15 protein-coding genes are annotated in these 19,899 nt (G+C 60.9%); 8 read left to right on the top strand and 7 right to left on the bottom strand.

What is annotated here, in order from left to right; genetic code table 11:
* Window positions 1-40: 40 nt before the first annotated feature.
* The 6 genes from A4R35_RS02000 to A4R35_RS01975 all read left to right on the top strand — a co-directional run bounded on the left by A4R35_RS02000 (window position 41) and on the right by A4R35_RS01975 (window position 8,349).
* Window positions 41-1,408, top strand: a complete 1,368-nt coding sequence (locus tag A4R35_RS02000; RefSeq protein WP_112426039.1) for a hypothetical protein — start codon at window positions 41-43, stop codon at window positions 1,406-1,408.
* A gap of 322 nt (window positions 1,409-1,730) precedes the next feature.
* Entirely contained in the window at window positions 1,731-2,972 is a 1,242-nt protein-coding gene (locus tag A4R35_RS01995) for an ABC transporter substrate-binding protein (protein ID WP_189361232.1), read from the top strand.
* A 243-nt stretch (window positions 2,973-3,215) separates the two neighbouring features.
* Window positions 3,216-4,154, top strand: a complete 939-nt coding sequence (locus A4R35_RS01990) for a carbohydrate ABC transporter permease (RefSeq protein ID WP_112426035.1) — start codon at window positions 3,216-3,218, stop codon at window positions 4,152-4,154.
* A gap of 28 nt (window positions 4,155-4,182) precedes the next feature.
* Complete coding sequence (locus A4R35_RS01985; RefSeq protein ID WP_112426033.1) at window positions 4,183-5,082, top strand: carbohydrate ABC transporter permease; 900 nt, start codon at window positions 4,183-4,185, stop codon at window positions 5,080-5,082.
* A 19-nt stretch (window positions 5,083-5,101) separates the two neighbouring features.
* Window positions 5,102-5,848 (top strand): transaldolase family protein, encoded by a 747-nt coding sequence (locus A4R35_RS01980; protein ID WP_112426031.1) that lies wholly within the window; start codon window positions 5,102-5,104, stop codon window positions 5,846-5,848.
* Window positions 5,845-8,349: a glycoside hydrolase family 31 protein gene (locus A4R35_RS01975; RefSeq protein WP_112426029.1), complete on the top strand. Its 2,505-nt coding sequence runs from the start codon at window positions 5,845-5,847 to the stop codon at window positions 8,347-8,349. Before A4R35_RS01980 ends, A4R35_RS01975 begins: the two co-directional genes overlap by 4 nt.
* 418 nt (window positions 8,350-8,767) lie before the next feature.
* Here the strand turns inward: A4R35_RS01975 and A4R35_RS01970 are convergent, their stop codons facing one another.
* From A4R35_RS01970 to A4R35_RS01955, 4 genes are all read right to left on the bottom strand, one after another.
* On the bottom strand, window positions 8,768-9,709 hold the full coding sequence (locus A4R35_RS01970) for a class I SAM-dependent methyltransferase (protein ID WP_112426027.1): 942 nt from the start codon (window positions 9,707-9,709) through the stop codon (window positions 8,768-8,770).
* A 479-nt stretch (window positions 9,710-10,188) separates the two neighbouring features.
* Complete coding sequence (locus A4R35_RS01965) at window positions 10,189-11,109, bottom strand: class I SAM-dependent methyltransferase (RefSeq protein ID WP_112426025.1); 921 nt, start codon at window positions 11,107-11,109, stop codon at window positions 10,189-10,191.
* A gap of 522 nt (window positions 11,110-11,631) precedes the next feature.
* Window positions 11,632-12,861, bottom strand: coding sequence for a DUF5667 domain-containing protein (locus tag A4R35_RS01960; protein WP_112426023.1), 1,230 nt, complete (start codon window positions 12,859-12,861; stop codon window positions 11,632-11,634).
* A complete protein-coding gene (locus A4R35_RS01955; protein WP_223258149.1) occupies window positions 12,858-13,484 on the bottom strand; it encodes an RNA polymerase sigma factor in 627 nt (208 codons plus the stop codon). The genes A4R35_RS01960 and A4R35_RS01955 overlap by 4 nt, the downstream gene beginning before the upstream one ends.
* A 274-nt stretch (window positions 13,485-13,758) precedes the next feature.
* Here A4R35_RS01955 and A4R35_RS01950 point away from each other — a divergent pair, with 274 nt between their 5' ends.
* Together A4R35_RS01950 and A4R35_RS01945 are read left to right on the top strand one after the other, a co-directional pair.
* Window positions 13,759-14,415, top strand: coding sequence for a hypothetical protein (locus tag A4R35_RS01950; protein ID WP_112426021.1), 657 nt, complete (start codon window positions 13,759-13,761; stop codon window positions 14,413-14,415).
* Between the two features lie 551 nt (window positions 14,416-14,966).
* A complete protein-coding gene (locus A4R35_RS01945; RefSeq protein WP_189361230.1) occupies window positions 14,967-15,752 on the top strand; it encodes an MgtC/SapB family protein in 786 nt (261 codons plus the stop codon).
* Window positions 15,753-16,000: 248 nt separating this feature from the next.
* On the opposite strand, the gene merA is transcribed toward A4R35_RS01945, so the two are convergent.
* From merA to A4R35_RS01930, 3 genes are all read right to left on the bottom strand, one after another.
* Window positions 16,001-17,461, bottom strand: a complete 1,461-nt coding sequence (gene merA, locus A4R35_RS01940) for a mercury(II) reductase (protein WP_112426017.1) — start codon at window positions 17,459-17,461, stop codon at window positions 16,001-16,003.
* A 692-nt stretch (window positions 17,462-18,153) separates the two neighbouring features.
* Window positions 18,154-18,924 carry an ABC transporter permease gene (locus A4R35_RS01935; protein WP_112426015.1) on the bottom strand — a complete coding sequence of 257 codons (771 nt, stop codon included), beginning with the start codon at window positions 18,922-18,924 and terminating at the stop codon, window positions 18,154-18,156.
* Window positions 18,925-19,686 carry an ABC transporter ATP-binding protein gene (locus A4R35_RS01930; protein ID WP_112426013.1) on the bottom strand — a complete coding sequence of 254 codons (762 nt, stop codon included), beginning with the start codon at window positions 19,684-19,686 and terminating at the stop codon, window positions 18,925-18,927. It lies immediately after the preceding gene.
* Window positions 19,687-19,899 lie beyond the last annotated feature (213 nt).

The following is a 19,899-nucleotide window of genomic DNA, read 5'->3' as shown; positions in this document are numbered from 1 at the left end:
CAGCTGAGTGAGTGAGCAAAGCCAGGTAGAGCAAGTGATCATGAACCGCGAAAACCGACGAGAAGCACCGCTACCGGTGTTAGCCTTTGCCAGTATTGCGCGCCCTACCTTCGCCGTCGACTATGCCGGGCAGATGGCGGCGAAGGCCCTGGCAGCCCTGCAGCAAGAGGGGTGGCCCGTTTACGGCGACACCTCTCTGCTGATGGATGCCCAGGCCGCGCGCCAGAGCGCCATCCACCTCCAAGAGCGAGAGCCAGACGTCCTTGTCCTACTGTGCGCCACCTTCAGTGACGCCAGCATGGCCGTCGAGCTGGCCGCTCATATCCCTGCGCCCGTCTGTTTGTGGGCCTTGCGCGAGCCGGGCTCTCCCGGTGAGCGGCTCTGGCTCAATTCTCTCTGTGGTGCCCATCTGGCGGCCCATGCCCTGCACAAAACAGGACGGGTGGTTCGCTACCTCTACGGCGATCCCGGCGAGGCCGGTCTGTTTGAGCCACTCAAGGCCCTGGCTCAAGCTGCCGCGACGCGTAGACGCCTGCGCACGAGCCGTCTTGGGCTCGTCGGCGAGGCTCCTCCAGGCTTCTATGGCTGCCAGTTCGATGAGCTGGAGCTGGGGCGTGTGATCGGCACCGGCGTGCATCACGTCAACCTCACCCGCATTTTCCAGGCGGCCAGCCAGGTCCCGGCCAGCGCCGTGGACGCGGCCATTGCCTCAACGCAGGCAGCCACCTCTGGTCTGTCAGCGCTTAACCCGGACGAGGTCCGGCGTTTCGGAGCCGCCTATGTTGCGCTTCGCTCCCTGCTCCAAGAAGAGCAGCTTGATGGGCTGGCCGTGCGTTGCTGGCCGGAGTTTCCTCAGGACTTTGGTCTGATGCCCTGCGCTACTCTTGGTCGCCTGGCTGACGATGGCTTCGTCTGTGCCTGCGAAGCTGATCTTCACGGGGCCGTTACCTTGTTGATCCTGCAGTGGCTCAGCGGTGCTGCCCCGTTGCTGGCCGATGTCGTGGCGCTCAATGAGGAGGCCGGCACGATCTCGCTCTGGCATTGTGGCAACGCTCCCGCTTGTCTGGCGCGCCCGGGTGAGGAGATTCCTCTTACCGTTCACTGCAATCGCCGGATCGGTGTGACCGGCAACTTCGCCATTCGTCCTGGGCCGGCCACGCTGGCTCGTCTTGGTGTTGGCCCTCGCGGCTACCGCCTGCTCTACGCCGAAGGCGAGCTTCTTGACGAGCCGGTCAATCGCTTCGCGGGCAATACAGCGGTCTTCCGTCCCAGCTGTGACGCTCGTCAGCTACTCGATACCCTCATCGAAGGCGGCTGGGAGCACCATGTCGCTTTCGTGGCGGGCCATCAGGCCGCAGCGCTGGCGGCCCTGGCAGAGCTGCTGGAGATCGAGAAGGTGGCGCTCTAGCGAGTCAGGCCAGACCTGGCAAGATAGCGACTGCTGAGCAGAGGGATCAGTCGAGACAGCCCGAGGAACTGGCTGCTCAGCGCCCACGCCGGCCCACAGGCGGGAACTGATCCCTGTTGCCCCTCTTGCGTCTAGCATAACAGAAAGGTCGGTATGAGACATGGTAATCAACGACGATGCTCCGCAGATGCAACCTGTACGATCCGAGATGGGACCAGCGGCTGGTTCCGCTTTTGGGCTTGAAGCAGAGCCAAACCCGGCAAGCTCCCCCAGGCTCACACGACGGAGGGTGCTCAGCCAGGGGGTCAAGGCAAGCCTGGGGGTGACCGTTCTTGGCTCCTGGCTGGCCGCCTGCGGCGGAGCACCGGCCTCCACCAGTGGTCCTGTGACCATCCAGTTCGCGGCCCTGGTCGATACTACCGGCGAGCAAACGGCGGAGATCAAGCGCTTCAATGATTTGCATGCCGGCAAGATCCATGTGGACTATGTCGAGTTGCCCTCAGTGGCCACCGATCAGTACAGCAAGTTTGTCAATGCTTTCCGCGCCCAGTCGCCCACACCCGATGTGGTGCAGATCGATGTGACCTGGCCCGCGCAGTTTGCTACCCCCGGCTGGCTGGCCCCCATCGACCAGTACGTCACCTCCAGCTACCTCAACCAGTTCTGGCCAAGCGCGCGCACCGTTGGCCGCGTGAATGGCCACCTCTATGGCATCCAGCGCTACATGGATATCGGCATGCTCTACTACCGCACCGATCTGGTCGAGAAGTACGGCGGGAGCGTGCCGCAAACCCGCGAGGAAATGCAGGCTCTGGCCGAGCGTATTCTGGCCGGGGAATCATCACACGGGGTCAGTTACGGCTATCTGATGCCAGGCAAGAAGATTGAGGCCATTGTCGACGAGTGGCTGGAATTCCTCTGGGGCGCCGGCGGCTCTATTGGGGAACCAGGCAAGCTGCAGGTCAACGGCCCGCTTCAGGTCGATGCGCTGCAGTACATGCACGACCTGATCTATAAGTTCCGGCTGGCGCCAACGGGGACCTCGACCTATGCCCCCAATGATATTTTGACCCTCTTCAGCCAGGGTAAGGCACCGTTCATGCGCAACTGGGTCTTCGCCTATGCAATCGCGAATACGCCTTCGCGCTCAAAGGTGGCTGGAAAGGTAGGCGTCGCGCCCACGCTGGCAACCAGTGGTCACAGCGGTCACGGCTGCACCGGCGGCTGGGTGCTGGCGATCAACGCCAATTCACAATATAAAGAGGCTGCCTGGACCTTCATCGACTATATGCTGAGCAAGGAGACGCAGACCTCGATGGCCCTCAATGCGGGCTTGATTCCCAGCCGTCCCGATGTGGTCAGCGATGCCTCGGTCCAGGCCAAGGTGCCTTACTTTAAGCAGATCGGCAGCATCCTGAACAGCGGTCAGAATCGCCCGACGCTGAAGAACTATAACCAGTTCACAACCCCGCTGCAGGCGGCGATCAACTCCGTGCTGAGCAACCAGGCCAGCCCGAGCGAAGCTCTCAACAGTGTCCAGACACAGGTAGCGTCGTTGACATGAGGTGAGCCGCGCACGGCAGGAGGGCAGTGGAAGGAGAGAGGAGAGGAAAGGAGAGGAGAGGAGAGGGCAGGCGGCGGCTCCGCCACCGCCACCGCCGGGTAATTGCTGGCCCTTGTTCCCATGTCCAAACGAGCCAGAGAGAACCCATCGGCCAGCCTCTCCTGTCCTCTTGTCCGTCCCCCGCTGCCAGCGACCTTGGCTTGGCGTTTGTGACTCTGCCCAAAGCAAGAACGAGGTGTATCTATGGCTACGATCGGGGCGCCGCTGCTGCAAGCCAAAGAAGGTAGCCCTCGCGGCCCTTTGGAGCGTCGTGAGGAGCGGCTGGCCTGGCTGATGCTGCTGCCTGTGATTCTGGCCCTGCTTGCGCTGGGCGTCTACCCAGTGTTAAGTACGCTCTGGTTTTCCTTTCAGCAGGGAGGCTCTTTCGGCCTGGGCACGACGAGCGCGGGTCTGGCCAACTATCTGCGGCTCCTCCACGATGACCAGTTTTGGAGCGCTCTGCGCTTTTCATTACTCTATAGCCTTGTGACTGTCTGCGGCCAGATGATCTGCGGGACGGCCCTGGCGCTGTTTGCCAATCGCTCCTTTCGCGGGCGCTGGTTGGCGCGGGCCGCTATTCTCTTCCCCTGGGCCATTCCTACCGCTACGAATTCGGTGATCTGGGCCTATATGTTTAACGACCAGTACGGCCTGGTCAATAGCTTGTTAGAGCACCTGGGCCTCGTGAATCCGGCACATCCGATCGTCTGGCTGGGTTCCGCTCAGCTGGCGACGCTCCTCATCTACGTGCTGGCGATCTGGAAGGCCAATTCGCTGGTGGCGCTGCTGGTGCTGGCGGGACTGCAGGGCATCCCCGAGGAGGTCTATGAGGCGGCACGCGTCGACGGGGCCTCACGCTGGCAGACCCTCTGGCGTGTCACGCTCCCGCTGCTGCGTCCGGTGTTGCTGGTGACGCTTATTCTGCGCACCATCGAGTCGCTGCAGGCTTTTGATCTGATCAGCGCTTTTACGAACGGTGGCCCGGGCAACGCTACCCAGAACCTTGGCCTGTATATCTATCTGCAGATCCAACAGTTCGGCGATTTCGGCTATGGCTCGACGATCGCCGTGGTATTGACGGCTATTACTCTGGTGTTCATCGTGCTCTATATGCGGACGCTTCTGCGGACAGGCACGAGATAACAGGGGTGTCGCTGAAGGAGAAACGAGTATGGCGCTGGCTCCTACGACGACAGCACCAGCAAGAGAATCCTCTCGCCCGACGACAAGGTCACGCGGCCCGCAGCTGAAGCCGCTGACTCGACAGACACTGCTCTATCTTGCGCTGGCGGTGATCATCGTCGTGCAGTTTCTGCCCCTGATCTGGGCGCTCCTGACCTCGCTGATGACTCCCCAGGAGACCACTTCGATCCCGGCGACGCTCTGGCCTGCTCGTCCAACGCTGAGCAGCTATATCGAGGCCCTCCAGGGGGATATCGGGCGCTACTACCTCAATAGCATTGTGGCCTCGCTGGTCTCAACCCTGGTGACGATGGTCCTGGCCACACTGGCCGCTTATGCCTTTGCCCGCCTGCGCTTTCGCTGGAAGCGGCTGGCGCTGCTTTTCGTCGTCTCGCTCTCTCTTTTTCCACCGTTCTCCCAGGTCATTCCTCTCTATATGGTCTTGCAGAGCCTGCATCTCATAGGGAGTCTCTTGGCTCTGATCATTCCGTATTCGGTCTTTGGCCTGCCGATGGCTATCTTGATTCTGATGGCTTTTTTACAGGAGGTGCCTTTCGAATATGAGGAGGCGGCGGCCCTCGATGGCATGAGCCGTCTCGGGGCTTTTGTGCGCATCGTGCTCCCTATGATTATCCCCGGGCTGTTTACCACCGCGGTGATAGTCTTTGTTGGGGACTGGAATGAATACCTGTTCGCGCTGAACTATACGACGACGGCAACATATACGCTGCCTGTGGGGATCGTGATCTTGAGTCAGACGGAATTTACGACGAATTTTGGTGTGCTGTCGGCGGCAATGGTGATGTCGGTGGTGCCCTTGGTGGCGCTCATTTTGTTGCTAGAGCGACGAATTGTCTCGGGTCTGACCGCCGGTGGCTTGAAAGGTTAACAAAGGAGGTTGCCAGGTTATGGATTTCTATCTCGATACAGCTCAGCTGGAGGAAGTGCGTGCGGCTGCCGCCTGGGGGGTGCTGCGCGGCGTGACAACCAATCCCAGCCATATGGCGCGCGCAGGCGTGCGCGAGAGCGAGATGCGTGGGCACATTCAAGAGCTGTGCTGGATCGCAGATGTACCAATCAGTGTTGAGGTGGTGGCCCTCGATGCCGACGGGATGGTGGCCCAGGGACTGGATTTTGCAACCTGGTCGCCACATGTGGTGGTGAAGCTGCCAACTACCGTCGAGGGTCTCAAGGCGATGGCTCGCCTGAGTCGGAGCGAGGTCATGGCCTCTTGTCAGGGCTGCGCCCACGTGACAGACTGCCCGATCCGGGCCCGCTTCGCTCAGCAGCAGCGGCTGACCCGCCGGCCAGAGATCAACGCGACACTGATTTTTACAGTCAATCAGGCCCTGTTAGCTCTGGCGGCGGGTGCAAGCTATGTGAGTCCTTTTGTCGGTCGCCTCGATGCTGTCGGCGAGGATGGGGTGGCCCTGGTGGCCGATCTGGCCCAGACATTGCGCGTCCAGCAGCAACCCGGGAAGATTATCGCGGCAGCCTTGCGCCATCCTGTGCATGTGACGGCAGTCGCCAGGGCCGGCGCACACATCGCCACGATGGCCTATACGATCCTGACGCAGCTGATCGAACACCCACTGACAACAGCGGGCCTTGAGGCGTTCTTGCAGGACTACCGGCGGAGTCAGGAGGAGCGATGAGCGAGGCGATGCAGATGACCGGCGATAGGCCGGAAATGGTGACTCAGGGCCTTTATCTGAGACGGCTGGTGCAGGTAACGGCCATCCCGGGAGGGGTGCGGGCCGAGGTAGCCCTGGTTCCGTTTCGGACGCTGGGCGGCCCGCTCCGTCCCGTGGTGGTAAGCGCTGAGCCGCTGGCTCAGCAGATGACGACGACCGGAGTGCCCAATCGCCCGGCAGAGGCGGAGGACTTGACAGGGACAGGGCGCGAAACAGGCGCTCAGGGCGAGTCTCCAGTTGCTGAGGCACGCTTGACATTGGAGCTGCAGGTGGTGTCTCCTCGCAGTCTGCGCCTGCGCCTGGGAGAGCCGGAGGCGCTACAGCAGGAGCGGACCTACGGGATGCTGGCGCCCGGCGCCCTGGAAGAGGTGCTGGCCGCAACCTATGGCTCTCAGCTGCCATTGCCCTCCATCGAGGAGATAGCGACGGGGGTCCGCGCTTGGCTAAAGGGGATCAGTATCAGGTTGGAGCGCGATCCGTTTGCGGTCCAGATCGAGAGTGAAGCCGCCCCGGCTGTCACCTGGCGCACAGCGCTTGATGATCGCAATGTGCATGGCCTCCTCTGTACGCCACCGCCGGGCCTGTATTCCGCACCAGGGGAACGGAGGGCAGCATACTGGTCGTGGGCCATCGATCCCGCTGAGCATTTCTATGGCCTGGGCGAGCGCTTCGCACGCCTGGATCATCGCGGCACGGTGGTCCACCTCTTCAATATTGATGCCTGGGGAACAACGACCGAAGGGTCGTATAAGAATGTGCCTTTTCTGCTGTCGTCGCGCGGCTATGGCCTCTTTGCGCATACGCCAACGCCTGTGACCCTGGCATTGGGGACGCCCTCGGCGCGGGCAGCGCTGGTACGTTGCGCGGAGCCGAGCCTTGATCTGTTTGTACTCTTCGGGCGGGAGGCGCGCGAGATTCTGGAAGAGTACACGCGTCTGACTGGACGGGCGACGCTGCCTCCGCGCTGGGCCTTCGGCGTCTGGCTTTCGCGCTGCCGCTACCAGAGCCGGGCGGAGGTGGAGGAGGTTGCCAACCGGGCCAGAGCTGAAGGGATACCATGCGATGTGCTCCACATTGATCCGGCCTGGCTGGCGCATCCAAATCTCTCCTGTGATTTCACGGTCAACGAGGAGGCTTTTCCCGATCTGCCGGGGTTGATCCGCGAGCTGGGTGAGCGTGGCTTTAAGGTCTCGCTCTGGGAGCTGCCCTATGTTTCTGAACAGGCACCGCGCTACCAGGAGGCGGCGAGCGCAGGCTACTTCTTGCGTGATGAGAAGGGTGAGCCGATCGGGGCCGATTTTGGAGGGCCGCCCCCCGATGGCCGCAAGCGCGCGATTGTCGATTTCACCAATCCCGCGGCGCGCGCCTGGTGGCAGGATCTGCATCGTCCACTGTTGCGCGCCGGGGTGGCAGTTTTCAAGACGGACTTTGGCGAGGGGGTGCCGCTCGAGGCGCGCGCGGCTAATGGAATGAGCGGCCATGAGCTGCGCAATCTGTATCCGCTGCTCTACAACGCTGCTGTCCATGAGGTGATTTCTCAGGAGACAGGACGGCCAGGCTTTGTCTGGGGGCGCTCTGGCTGGGCGGGTACGCAGCGCTATCCGGCGCAGTGGGGTGGTGACCCGAAAACCGATGTGGCGGCGATGGCCTGCTCTCTGCGCGGAGGCTTGAATCTGGCCCTGAGTGCTCCGGGCCTCTGGGCTCACGACATCGGGGGCTTTTATGGGCCGCCGCCATCGCCAGAGTTGTATATTCGCTGGGCCCAATTCGGCCTTTTCTCACCGCTGGCGCGGGCACACGGGACCACGCCGCGGGAACCCTGGGTCTTCGGAGAGGAAGCCCTGACTATTTTCCGCCGCTATGCGCGGCTGCGCCTGCGCCTCAATCCCTACCTGTATAGCCTGGCCTGGGAGGCCCATAGCCACGGACTACCGATGCTGCGCCCGCTGCTGCTCGAATTCCCGGCAGATCCGACTGCCGCCGTGATCGATGATGCCTACTTGCTCGGCCCGGCCTTGCTCGTGGCCCCAGTCTTTAGTGAGGCGCGTGAGCCAGTAGCCCGCCGCCTCTATCTTCCTGTCGGGGAGTGGATCGATTTCTGGAGCGATGAGCGGCTGGAAGGCGGACGCTATGTGACACGAGTGGCACCGCTGGAGATTCTGCCCGTCTATGTGCGCGCTGGTAGCGTGCTGCCGCTCGGACCGGAGCGGGCTTTCCTGAACGAGGAGGCCCCCGACGAGGTGACGCTGGAGGTCTACCCCGGCGCTCCAGGTCGTGGGCGCATTGTCTGGGACGCCAGCGGTGTAGCTACGGAATGGCAGCTGTTGCCCACTGCAGCAGGCGGCTGGCAGCTACAGATTGCCGGCCAGCGTCAGGTAGACTGGTCGGTACGCTGGCATACGGCCAGAGGCATAGTGAAGCAGGCGGTGGGCTACACAGCGAGCGCCGTGCTCTCTCTGTAACGGGGCAGAGGCCGCTGATGGAAGAGTGAGCGATGCTGATTGATCTCTGGCAGTCAGGTTGCCCATATACTACTATAGGAAATTCCGTGAGGAGAGCAGCCAGAGTGCCAGCACTCTATTCCCCACAATTGGTACATAAGATGGATAAAAAAGGAAGGACAGCTTTGTCGCTCTCTACCTTCCTGTCCAGCGCAGCCTGTCTGCGCCTGTCAGCCGCCCGTCTGGAATATACAGCGATAACATAGTAGTAGAAGTGCGAAAGATGCAGCAGACAAGAGAGCATGCCCAGGCACATCGAGGGGGGAGATGGTGCTGGCCATGCTCTCCTGCTTGCGTTCTCAGTCAGGCGCTGCTGACCAGAATCGAGACGTCAGAGCCAGACCAGAGCCAGAGAGGAAGCCAGACTCCTTCTGGCAAATTAGCCAGTGAGCGGCTTCTGTCCGTAGACAATCATAAAATAGCCGCGTGTCTGCAGCGCGTTCCACTCGTGATTAACCTGTTCGATAATGTCGAGGACCTCCTGCTCTGAGCGGCCAAAGCGCGCGGCGATCGGCCCACTCACCGCTTTGGCCCCCTCTTTAAAGTCCAGGGCCACCAGCGAACCCAGGCGCCCGCCCCAGTCGCCAACCGGGACCTCCAGGAGACGGCGCTGAATGTTGATCAGGCCAGCCTCTGCCAGATAGTGTTCGAGCGAGCGCACCACCACGCCCTCCGTATCCAGCCCACGCAGCGACGCCAGTTGTCCCATCCAGTCGAGCAGCTGCTGCATCGCCGGCCCGCAGGTTCCCCAATCGCGTGAGCTGATGCTTGTCTCAAGCAGCTCAACCCAGCCACCCGGAGCGGTCACTCGCGCCAGCTCCTGCACCACCCCCGGCCAGGCCACCAGCGGAATCGCCAGGATCAGCAAACGCTGATGCACAAAATCAAAGGTGTTCTCCTCAAACGGCAGACCCTGCAGCACGTCCCCCCGAACAAAGCGATAGTTCGAGGGCATGCGACTCGTACTCTTGGCCTGCTCCAGATCCAACCCGATCACCTCCGCCTGCGGAAATTGCTGCGCCAGCTCGATGGCCCATCGCCCGGTTCCACAGCCCACATCGAGAATGCGCCTCGGCTGCCCAATCGGCGCCAGGTAGTTCCCACGCAGCGCGGCACGAAACATATAGTGCTGGAAATCGAGCCGATTGACTTCGCCGAGATCCTTGGGCAACAAGTACGGTTGTTCCTGCAGGTAGCGGCGCCGGCCCTGTAAGCGGGGCAAGGCTACGTCTCCCAAGTGCCAACCCGCTCCGCTGCTCTGTCCCGCCGGTCCTGTCGACAGCGCGCTCCCGCCGCGCCGACGGAAAAACCACCAGGGCATCTACTCCTCCTTTCTTCTCTCCTCGTCATATCACCCATGCTGCTATCATCCGGTATCGTATTCCCGGGGAGGCAAAAAGATTTTGAATCATTTCCCAGGCTCTATCAGCTGTAGCACATGAAGTAGATAGTTCAGTGAAGAGTGTAAATAAGGAGATGCGTATCTGTCAATGCAGCTGGCAAGGAATAAGCGCAGACCTATTAATTTTTATCAATTTTTTATGGGGAGAAGGGATTGAAGAGAGGTCCTTCCACATCAGAGCTGGCCGGGAAGATCGCTTGCTTTATCTCGCACAGAGATGATGATGCTTCAGCAGTGTCTTCATGAGATGCTGTATCATCTTTGAGGAACTGCCCAAGGCGTAGGTAATGAAACAGTCACGAGAAGGGGGCCGAGGACCTGGACGGCCCCGGTGGAGGTTGATCGCAGACGGAGGATCAGATCGTTATCCCAGTCCTTTCGCCGGCAAGGCCGGGCGACTACGGCGCTCTCTCTTTGCCAGCCGCGTCCTTAGCGACGCGATCACCCTCAGCCTGAGCACGAGCCTCGTCCAGGTCGCCAGCCTGCCCATAGCGATAGACAACGATCCTCTCAGTCCGCCACAGCGCGGGACTGACCTCCATCAGGCGGAACAGGGCCCGTACCCAGAGTGGGAAGCGTGAGAAGGCAATGAGTTCGCTGGGCCTGAGTTCCTGGACAAGATCCAGCTTTGGCTCTAGCTGCCTGATCTCCTCTGGATCATCGAGGCCCCACCGATAGGTGGCGCCTGTGCCTCCAACGTTTGAGCCTGCTCGTTTCACAATCAACCTGTTGCAGATGTCGAAGATCAGCTGGCCACTGGGAAAGTGGGCCACCACAGCATTGAGCAGCGCTTTCACCTCTATCTCGCTCAGGTAGTGCAGCACCCCCTCAGCGATTAGCAATCCTGGCCGATCTCGCGGAACCTCATCGAACCAGCGCAGATCTGAGAGCGGGGCCCCGATCAGACGATAGGCCACTCGCTCGGGGAAGAGGCGACGACGCAGGTCGATCACATCGGGATAATCGATATCGAACCACAGAACAGAGGCCGGCGGATCGATGCGGAACACACGGCTGTCCATGCCGCAGCCCACATGGAGAACCACTGCCTCAGAATGCTCAGCCAGATAGCGGCTCGCCAGCATATCGAACGTTGCTGCTCGTGTGGCAATGACGGTACAGCCGATTTTCTCCCACATCTTCCACGATCCAGGCCCCCGATACTGTTCGCGGATATCGTAATCGATCTGCTTCATCGCCGCTTCAGCCCAGGGATCGCGCAAGATGGGCCGCTCCCATTGGCTCTGAAGCGCCCGCCCGCTCAGGGTCATGAGCATGGTCTCTTTTTCTTTGGAAAAGGGGATCTTCTCAGAAGTCATAGCGCAACTTCCTCCTGGCTGGCCAGGTCTTCTGCTCGACCCGGCCACAATTGGGATTATACGTCTGGGCCCCAATGATGCTTAGTTAGTAGGAAGGGGCCGCTATGGGTCGCGGAACCATACAGGCACCCATCATCTAATCCCGTCATTGGCCCCCTGTAGCAGGGCTTCTGCTTACAGGCCGGGACATACTGTCACTGAGATCAATAGACGAGCCTCCCTCAGAGGGAGGGAGACAGCTCGCCCTGGAGGAAGCGCCGCGCCAGGCTGGCCGGTTCCTTCCAAGCAAGCAGTCCTCATCTCACGCAGCCATCCAAAGGCCCATGACAATGGCCATGAAGATCAGAGCGCTGCCAGGCGTCTTTCACAGACCTGAGAGATGCCTGCTCAAGCTCAGCCTGGAGTGTATCCGCCTTGCTTTGATCTATGCCCATAGCTGGTACATTCATGCCCTCAGCCGGAGGCTCTGGCATATCCCCAGGTCCCAGTCCCAGCAGGTCAAGTCTGGACAGGCACATCCTCTCAGGTCTTCGTCACCCTGCACCCTGGTGTGGCCGTATGTCCCCTTATTCCTCCTCCGCAGCCGGGTTCAGCTAATGCTTCCAGTCGTGCCACATAGGGAAGGACCAGTGATTGGTCACCGTGCGACGGAGGGGACACCGTTGGCTTGTTCCCGTGAGGAGTTGGCGTACTCGTGGGTTTGCTGCTGCCACCACGCTGATGGCTCTCTCCAGCACTAGTGAGAGCGATGGCGTTGGTTTGGGCCACTGTTCCATCAGGGTTGAGAATGCCCAGACTCTGCAGGCGCTGGTTCCCTTGCCAGTTGGTCACAAAGACTATCAGTCCTTGACTTTGCCGCTGAGTCTCGTGCGCCTCGACCACCGCGCCGTTCACCAGCAACTGCGCACCCGGCTGGAGATCGCTTCCCGTCAGGGTAATAGTCACGAGGCCATTAGTAGAATGAGACTGCAGCACCACGGTCACGTGCGCCAGCGTGGGAACCGTATCTCCCAACTGCCCCAATTCACGAGTGGTCGCCAGGCGCTCTGGCAGCCCAAGGCGAGAGAGCAGGTGACGTAGCTCGTGGATCGAATCAGATTTCAGCGCTGCCAGATCCCCGGCTAGCTGGTCGCGCTGGGGGCCTGCCGGTAGTCTCGCGATCGCTGAAGCGGCAGCATCTACCTGTCGGTCAAGATCAAGGAGGCCCTGTTGATATGCCTCCCCCTGGCCCGAGTCAGCTAGCCTGACGAGCACACTGAGCTGCTCTCGCGCCATCTGCAGGTTCAGGGTCGCCTGGCTGGCCGGATTGCTGGACAGCTGGATCTCGACATGCTGCTCCCAACGCCTGAGCGTGTAGAGCGGATTAGCAGGATCGGTGACCTGAGCAGCCAGAACCAGCAGACTTGTGCAGAACAAACAAAGCAATAGACACAGGCTGAGAGCAATAGCCAGGGCAGGACGCCAGCGAAGTGCGGTAAAGAGAGGCCGCCGCTTCTGGCTCCGCTGACGCAATTCCGCATAACGGTCGACTAAACGCCGCTCCAATTGCCTGGCGAACTCAGGGTCGACTTGCAGCTGGGGCGCATGTCGCAGACGCCACGCCAGGCCCACAAGACTCTCCAGATCCGGGCTCGGACTCTGCTCCTGGGTTAACGCCGGCTCCGGGCAGCCGCCCACCGGGTGCCTCGCCTCCTCCTGCTCCTTCATGAGGCGCTCAAGGTAGTCATTAAGGCGCTCATCGAGCGGCTTCATGGTACCCTCTCCTTCCGTTTCTGAGCAACACGCAGGGAGCCAGACCCATCGCCCAGGAGGCGGCGCAGACGCTGCAAAGCGCGAAACTGCAGCGCTTTGATTGCGTTTACTTGCTTGCCCAGCATCCGCGCAACAGTGGCAAGGTCATACCCTAGAATCACACGGCTCACGAGGACCTGACGCTGTTCCTCAGTCAGGTGATTGATCGCCTGGACAACGGCTTGCCAGTCCTCTTGACCTTCTATCAGCGCAAGAGGATCACGCACAGCGTCATCAATCGGCCCGACCGGCGAGTCTGCAGGCGAGTCTTGCCGGCCCTGGTCTTGCAGCGAGAGAAGTAGTGGTTCTTTTTCGCGCGAGCGATAGTAGCCAGCCACTGTGAGACGCGCGATACTCAGGAGCCAGGCGAGAAAGCTGGCCTCATCTCGCGCCCTCAGACGGGCAAGACCCTCGACCATTTGGAGGAAGACCTCCGAGGTCAGATCCTCAGCAGTCGCCCGGTCGGGGACGCGAGCCGCAACGTAGCTAAAGACACCAGGCAAAAAGCGCTGGTAGAGCATGCTCACGGCCTCAGCATCTCCCTGGCGGGCACGATCCAGCAGGCGCTCGATTGTCTCTGTCACGTGCTGCTCCGCCTTTCAAGGCGAGATGCCCGTAACGGGTTACGGTACGGGAAGCAACCCAATTGTAGCAGTACATATAGCTGTGGGAAGATCGCTCTCCCTTTTATCCTAGGACCGGTTCAGGCCGTAACCTGAGACACCCTCCGCGCAACTTTTTCAGCGAGCACAGGTCAGTCAAGGCGGGTTGCCCTGCGTCTGGACCTGGATCACCCAAACCGCCATGTACCTTGTGGGTACTTTTTCTAACTTATTAAACAGCGAAAAGGAGAGATCTATGAAGCTCATCTTTCTCTTGCAGAAGAAGGCTCTGATTATGCTCCTCTCGGGAGTCTTCCTTGTGGGCAGCGCGACCGCCGCTTTTGCGGCTACCTCTACCGGACAAGCAGTTATCCAGTCATTCATTCATACCCATGCCGCAGCGACTTCAGAGGCTACTCACCATGCCAGTACGCAAGCTGAGGGAAGCCCCTCGCATGGGCCGGGGAGCTGTCCGGGCCTGCCAGATGCCCAGAAGCTGGCTGCCAGCTATCACCTGAGTACTGCCAGTACTGATGCCCCAGTGAAAGCGCTCTGCGCGCTGCACCAGGGCACCTTTGTGGGCACAACCACCGGCGGCGTGAGCGTGAGCGCCAGCCGTGTCTATGGCTATGGAGAGATCGATCAGTTGTTGTCCCTGGCACAGTACCTGGCGGCTCACGACCGCACCAACCCGGTGGGCAAACTCTCTGACTCTAATGTGAGCCACTACCTGGCCGACGCGCTGGAGCTGTGTGGCACGACGCCGCTGCAGGTCTGCCTCCAGCGGTCTACATCTGGTGGCAGCCCAGGCAACAAGCCGACCATGACGCCCACGCCCACAGGAAATAAGCCGAGCACTACTCCTACACCCAACAGCAAGAAGCCAACGAGCACTCCAACTCCGCATCACTAGGAAATCCTTCCCCTGGCTTTCCCCTCGAAGGAGGAAGAGGCACGAACTCCAAGCAGTGGGACTGCTGCTTAGCCGTGCCTTTTCCTCCCCTTTCGTCACAGGAGGGCAGGAAGCGCCTCGCCTGGCACTCCCTCCCACATTGCTGACACCAGCGATCTCTCCTCTAACGAGGACTGGCTTAGCTTGTTCCCCTTCTTCTTCCTTCCTTCTTAACCCACGCGCCAGATCACGCGCACGCAGGCAAAAGCAGCGCTCTTATGATGAAGATCGCCTATTTGCTTGACCTTTGTCTATCTCTGGACTATACTTGCTCAATAGCCGTATGATGATTTCTTTCTTTTCACACCTCCAATTTAACAGGATGCTTCTATCTCATTGCTGAGAGCAGGAGAGCGGGCAGCAACCAGGCTAGAGACTGAGCCAGGGTGTTTGTACTGGCGCACCGGCTCTCTCGTGGCAATCCTGTTGTAGTGATAAGGGGCACAGGTCGATAGATAGAGATATCATGGCCTCTTCTCTTCATTTCCGTTGAAACGAGGAATAGTATGGGGATGGGACCGTTTCTGGTTCGGTTGCTCAGCGCGCTGCTCTGCGGCCTGGTAATTGGCCTGGAGCGTCAATACCGGCAACGGGCGGCAGGATTGCGCACCAGTGCGCTGGTTGCGACAGGTTCGGCGCTGTTTGTCTTAGCTTCTACGCAGCTCCCTGGAGGCAATCGGCTGGCGGCTCAGGTGGTATCGGGAGTTGGCTTTCTCTGTGCAGGAGTCATCTTGCGAGACGGCCTGGCAGTTCGTGGTCTGAACACAGCGGGAACACTGTGGTGTGTAGCAGCTACGGGGGTCCTCGCAGCGACAGGTCAGTTTGCCCTGGCAGCGCTGAGCACGCTACTGATCGTAGGAACTCACTTGACCCTGCGACCGGTCGGGCAAATGATTGACCGCTGGACCCGACACTCCACAGAAAAGCGGGGAGCTTGCTACCTGCTCCAGGTGCTCGCTGCTGAGCGCATGGCCCACCAGGTGCGGGCCATTCTGTGGCACACTGTGCAATCCGAGCCAGTGCTGCTACAAGCGTTCCAGAGTCAAGATGGCCCTGGGCCAGATCTGGTGACGCTACAAGCAAGGCTCTACCTCGCGGCGAAGAATGACCGGCTCCTGGAAAGGCTGAGTCTGCGCTTAAGCCTGGAGCCGGAGATCATTGGGGTCAAGTGGACCCCCGTCTCTGGGGAGAGCCAGCCCGAACCCGAGGGGCGAACCGCAGAGGGTGGCGAGCAGCGATCTGACAGGTGCGAGAAGGCACGCCCCAGACCTACGGCGACCAGCCATCCCAGCTCATGAGAGGAGAGGGGAGGGGAGGAGAGACCCTTATTCACCCGCCCCCACCCAGGGCTAGCCATCCAGCCCAGCAGCAACCCTCTCTCCACCACGTCGAGGCTGCTGGATGCCCCCAGCGCTGTGCCCCAATGGCAAATGATTGCCAGCGATCGCCTCACGCTGGTCCTGCCCTGACCGCTGCGCCTGAAGCAGTCCAGTGGCTCACAGGAGGAGACAAGGCCGGAGCAGCATCCAGCCCTTCCCAGTTCAGCTTAGCTGGCGCAACAACTGAGCAGGCGGACGTCTCGTGAGAAGGAGAGCGCCACCAGCTTGAGCGCCTCCGCCATCGTCGGATAGACATGGACCAACTCGGTGAAATCCTCCAGCCTGGCCCCGAAGCGCAGGGCCATCGCCGCCTCGTGGATCACCTCGCCGGCACTCTCCCCGAGCAGCGACACCCCCAGCACGCGCCGGCTGCTCCGCTCTATCACCATCTTGACCAGGCCCTGCCTCCGATGGATCGCCCCCGCTCGCGGCACCAGGCTCAGCGGCAGCACGCGACAGGCACAGGCCAGCCCCTCCGCTTGCGCCTGGGCATCGGTGAGACCCACCATCGCCAGCGGGGGATCGGTAAAGATACAGCGCGGGATCACCCGATGGTCAACGGCGCGCGGTGGCTCCCCGGAGAGGGCATTGTGGGCCGCCAGCTTGCCATCAGCGGCCCCGACAGGCGTGGCGAACTGGTTGCCCCAGGCCGTGCCGATGACATCGCCAGCCGCCCAGATGTGGGCGACGCTCGTGCGCAGCGTGCGGTCGACCCGCACCGCCCCGTCCGCCTCCAGGGCCACCCCAGCGCGTTCCAGTCCTAGCCCGTCGGTATTGGGACGCCGTCCCGTTGCTACCAGTAGCTGCTCGGCCTCCAGCGTCTCTGTTCGTCCTGCCTGCAGCAGCGTGACCGCAACGCCGCTGCTGCCTGGCGCAACTGCCTGCACCTGGACCCCGGTCAGCAGCCGCAGCCCTTCCGCCTGCAGCAGCTCCGCCAGCGTCTGTGCTAGCTCCGGCTCCACTCCGGGTAGCAGCTGCGAGCCGCGTATCAGCAGAGTCACGCGCGTCCCGAGCCGGGCGAAGAGCTGGCCCAGCTCCAGAGCAATGGCCCCCCCACCCAGAATCAGCAACGAGCGCGGCTGCTGGCGCAGGGAGGTTCGCCAGGGATCATCGGCGCTGCTGAGCAGATCGCTGGTCAGGAAAGGAACTTGCTCTAACCCGGGCAGCGCCGGAATGATCGGACGCGAGCCGGTGGCGATCAGGAGCTGCTGACCGCGCAGGTGTCGCGTCCCGTCGGGACCGGTCACCACCACCTCGTGCGGCGAGCGCAGCTGCGCCCGCCCCGCTACGAGGGCCAGCCCCGGAATCTCGCGCAGCAGGCGCTCGTAGCGCTCCCAGCGATAGGTCTGGACCAGAGCATCCTTCTGCTGCAGCAGCTCAGCCCAGTTGGCCGGCATGTGCAAAGGGGTCAGGCCCGGATAGCGCGGGTGGGCTGCTTCGTAGACCAGGCGCGCCGCCTCGATGAGATTCTTGGAGGGCAGACAGCCCCGATTGGCACAGGTCCCGCCGATGGTGCGCTCCTCGGTGAGCAGGGCGGTTTTGCCCAGGTCAGCGGCGTGCAGGGCCGCGGCGAAGGCGGTCGAGCCGCTGCCCAGAATCAAGAGATCAGGCTCTGCGACGATCGACATTGCTCGGGTACTTCCTTTCCGTTCGTGACTTCTGTCAGGGCGAGAGAGGCCAGGGCTGCAAGCCCAGGGGTCAGCAGCAGGGAAATCAAAGCGGCCCGGCCAGTAACCAACACCGTCCCCATTCCCCTGCCATTGAGGGAGCCTGGTCTTGCCTCGGTGGGCCTCACCTGGTGCTCATGACCTGCCTCTCAGAAAGGCACCTCTGCCCGTCAGGCAGACTCGCTGGCACTTGCCTCGAATCAGCTATTTAAGATACTAATATATCCGTTTATACTGATATGTGAATCATAGAGCACGCGATCCGCCCTGTCAAGGAGTCTTTCGCTTTCGGCAGGCAGCGTCCGAGTCTGGCCTACACCCGACCTGTGATGATCATTACTGGTCTGATCAATACCTCGGTCTCGATGCGCTGGGGAGGAGGCGCCGGTGAGACGGCTCCCTCTGAGGTTGCCTCCAGGTGAGCGAGGGCGAGGGAGGGGTTGAGATACTGCTCTCTCACCATGAGCTGGCCATGAGTCAGTCACAGGGTTCCTCTTCTCCCTGGAGGCCTCTACGCAGCCTGTCGCGCTAAGGCTGCTGGAAGATTCTTACCAGGATGCAGTGAACGAAAAGCGGCGCGGCAAAGGTTCGTTCGAGATGCCAGATCTCTCCATCATGATGAGCTGCATTCAGGACAACTAAACGTCAGTGGTCTATGCTGTACGCTTTTTATAGGCCATCCTGGCGAAGAAGAAAGCCAGCAGCAGAATTCCCAGACACCAGGCGAGCGCTATCCAGATCTCCTGAGAGACCGGCTCGCCCGCCAATAAGGCCCGGATCGTATTCACGATTGCCGTCACTGGCTGGTGCTCGGCGAAGGCGCGCACGACTGGCGGCATCGAGCGGGTGGGCACGAAGGCCGAGCTGATAAAGGGGAGAAAGATGAGCGGGTAGGCAAAGACGGCAGCACCGTCGATCGAGCGAGCGGTCAACCCAGGGATGACAGCTACCCAGGTTAATGTCAGCGTCACCAGGGCCAGGAGACCGACGATGGCCAACCAGGGCAGGATACCCGCCGCTGAGCGAAACCCCATCAGCAAAGCGACGAGGACGATGATCAGCAGCGAAATCCCGTTGAAGACCAGCGAAGCCAGCACATGGCCCCACAGAAGAGTGGAGGGGGCAATTGGCATAGAGCGGAAGCGATCCATGATCCCTCGTTGCACATCGGTAAACAGACGCAGGGAGGTATAGGAGGTCCCGCTGGCGATGGCGACCAGGAAGATCCCGGGCAACACGTAATTAACATAATTGGCCGTGCCGCTCTGGATCGCGCCCCCAAACACGTACACGAACAGCAACATAAGACCGATAGGCGTGATGGTAGCGGTGATAATGGTGTCCATACTGCGGAAAATGTGTCGTAGCGAACGACCAAGCATCACGCCCAGGTCGCTGAAAAAGTAGCGCTGCAGGGTTGCCATTTAGCAGACCTCCTTTTGACCAATGATGGCGAGGAAAATCTCTTCCAGGGTCGGCTGTTTTTCCACATACTCCACGCGGGCCGGGGGAAAGAGCTTTTTTAGCTCCTGCAGGGTTCCACTGGCGATGATGCGGCCCTGATGGAGAATGGCAATGCGATCGGCGAGCTGCTCCGCCTCATCCAGGTACTGCGTCGTCAAGAAGATCGTTCTTCCTCCTTGAGCCAGCTCCTTGACCACTTTCCAGACCTCCAGGCGTCCTTCGGGATCAAGCCCGGTAGTTGGCTCGTCAAGGAATATGATCGGCGGGGTTCCTACCAGGCTCATGGCCAGGTCCAGCCGGCGACGCATTCCTCCCGAATAGGCCGAGACGCGACGATTGGCGGCTTCGGTCAGGCCGAAGCGCTCCAGTAGCTCATCAGCTACCCGACGCGGCTGTTTGAGGTGTCGAAGTTGGGCGATCATAATGAGGTTTTCACGTCCGGTCAATAGCTCATCTACAGCCGCAAACTGGCCCGTGAGACTGATGGAGTGCCTGACCCGGGCAGCCTGGGCGATCACATCAAAGCCATTGACGAGGGCTGTGCCACTGTCTGGCTTGAGGAGGGTGCTGAGGATCTTGATGAGCGTCGTCTTCCCCGCTCCATTAGGGCCAAGCAGGGCGAAGATGCGGCCCTGCTCGACGGCGAACTCGACGCCTTGCAGGACTTTGAGCTGTCGGTATGATTTGTGCAAATCTCTGACTTGAATTGCCATGTCTGGCATCAGATGCCTCCTACGTCAGGTTGATTACTTTTCACACTTTAGACAAGCACCGGACCCAGGTGGTCCAGTCGCCAGGCCCAGTCAGGGCCGGGATAGCCCCCCAGCCGCGATAAGACGGTTGGGACGGTGCATCCTGCAGGGTGGTTTCCAGCTCCAGCATGACCATGACAGGCGAGACCTTCCTATGGTATACTCATTTACTGATTGGGTCAC

Source organism: Thermogemmatispora tikiterensis (genome assembly GCF_003268475.1).
Taxonomy (GTDB): domain Bacteria; phylum Chloroflexota; class Ktedonobacteria; order Ktedonobacterales; family Ktedonobacteraceae; genus Thermogemmatispora; species Thermogemmatispora tikiterensis.
The sequence above is the reverse complement of the archived record's forward strand: the minus strand, read 5'-3'. Positions and strand labels throughout refer to the sequence as shown.

Coding starts and splice junctions, on each gene's coding strand:
- A4R35_RS02000 (WP_112426039.1), top strand. CDS start 41: ATGAACCGCGAAAACCGACGAGAAGCACCGCTACCGGTGTTAGCCTTT.
- A4R35_RS01990 (WP_112426035.1), top strand. CDS start 3,216: ATGGCTACGATCGGGGCGCCGCTGCTGCAAGCCAAAGAAGGTAGCCCT.
- A4R35_RS01985 (WP_112426033.1), top strand. CDS start 4,183: ATGGCGCTGGCTCCTACGACGACAGCACCAGCAAGAGAATCCTCTCGC.
- A4R35_RS01980 (WP_112426031.1), top strand. CDS start 5,102: ATGGATTTCTATCTCGATACAGCTCAGCTGGAGGAAGTGCGTGCGGCT.
- A4R35_RS01975 (WP_112426029.1), top strand. CDS start 5,845: ATGAGCGAGGCGATGCAGATGACCGGCGATAGGCCGGAAATGGTGACT.
- A4R35_RS01970 (WP_112426027.1), bottom strand. CDS start 9,709: ATGCCCTGGTGGTTTTTCCGTCGGCGCGGCGGGAGCGCGCTGTCGACA.
- A4R35_RS01965 (WP_112426025.1), bottom strand. CDS start 11,109: ATGACTTCTGAGAAGATCCCCTTTTCCAAAGAAAAAGAGACCATGCTC.
- A4R35_RS01960 (WP_112426023.1), bottom strand. CDS start 12,861: ATGAAGCCGCTCGATGAGCGCCTTAATGACTACCTTGAGCGCCTCATG.
- A4R35_RS01950 (WP_112426021.1), top strand. CDS start 13,759: ATGAAGCTCATCTTTCTCTTGCAGAAGAAGGCTCTGATTATGCTCCTC.
- A4R35_RS01945 (WP_189361230.1), top strand. CDS start 14,967: ATGGGACCGTTTCTGGTTCGGTTGCTCAGCGCGCTGCTCTGCGGCCTG.
- merA (WP_112426017.1), bottom strand. CDS start 17,461: ATGTCGATCGTCGCAGAGCCTGATCTCTTGATTCTGGGCAGCGGCTCG.
- A4R35_RS01935 (WP_112426015.1), bottom strand. CDS start 18,924: ATGGCAACCCTGCAGCGCTACTTTTTCAGCGACCTGGGCGTGATGCTT.
- A4R35_RS01930 (WP_112426013.1), bottom strand. CDS start 19,686: ATGCCAGACATGGCAATTCAAGTCAGAGATTTGCACAAATCATACCGA.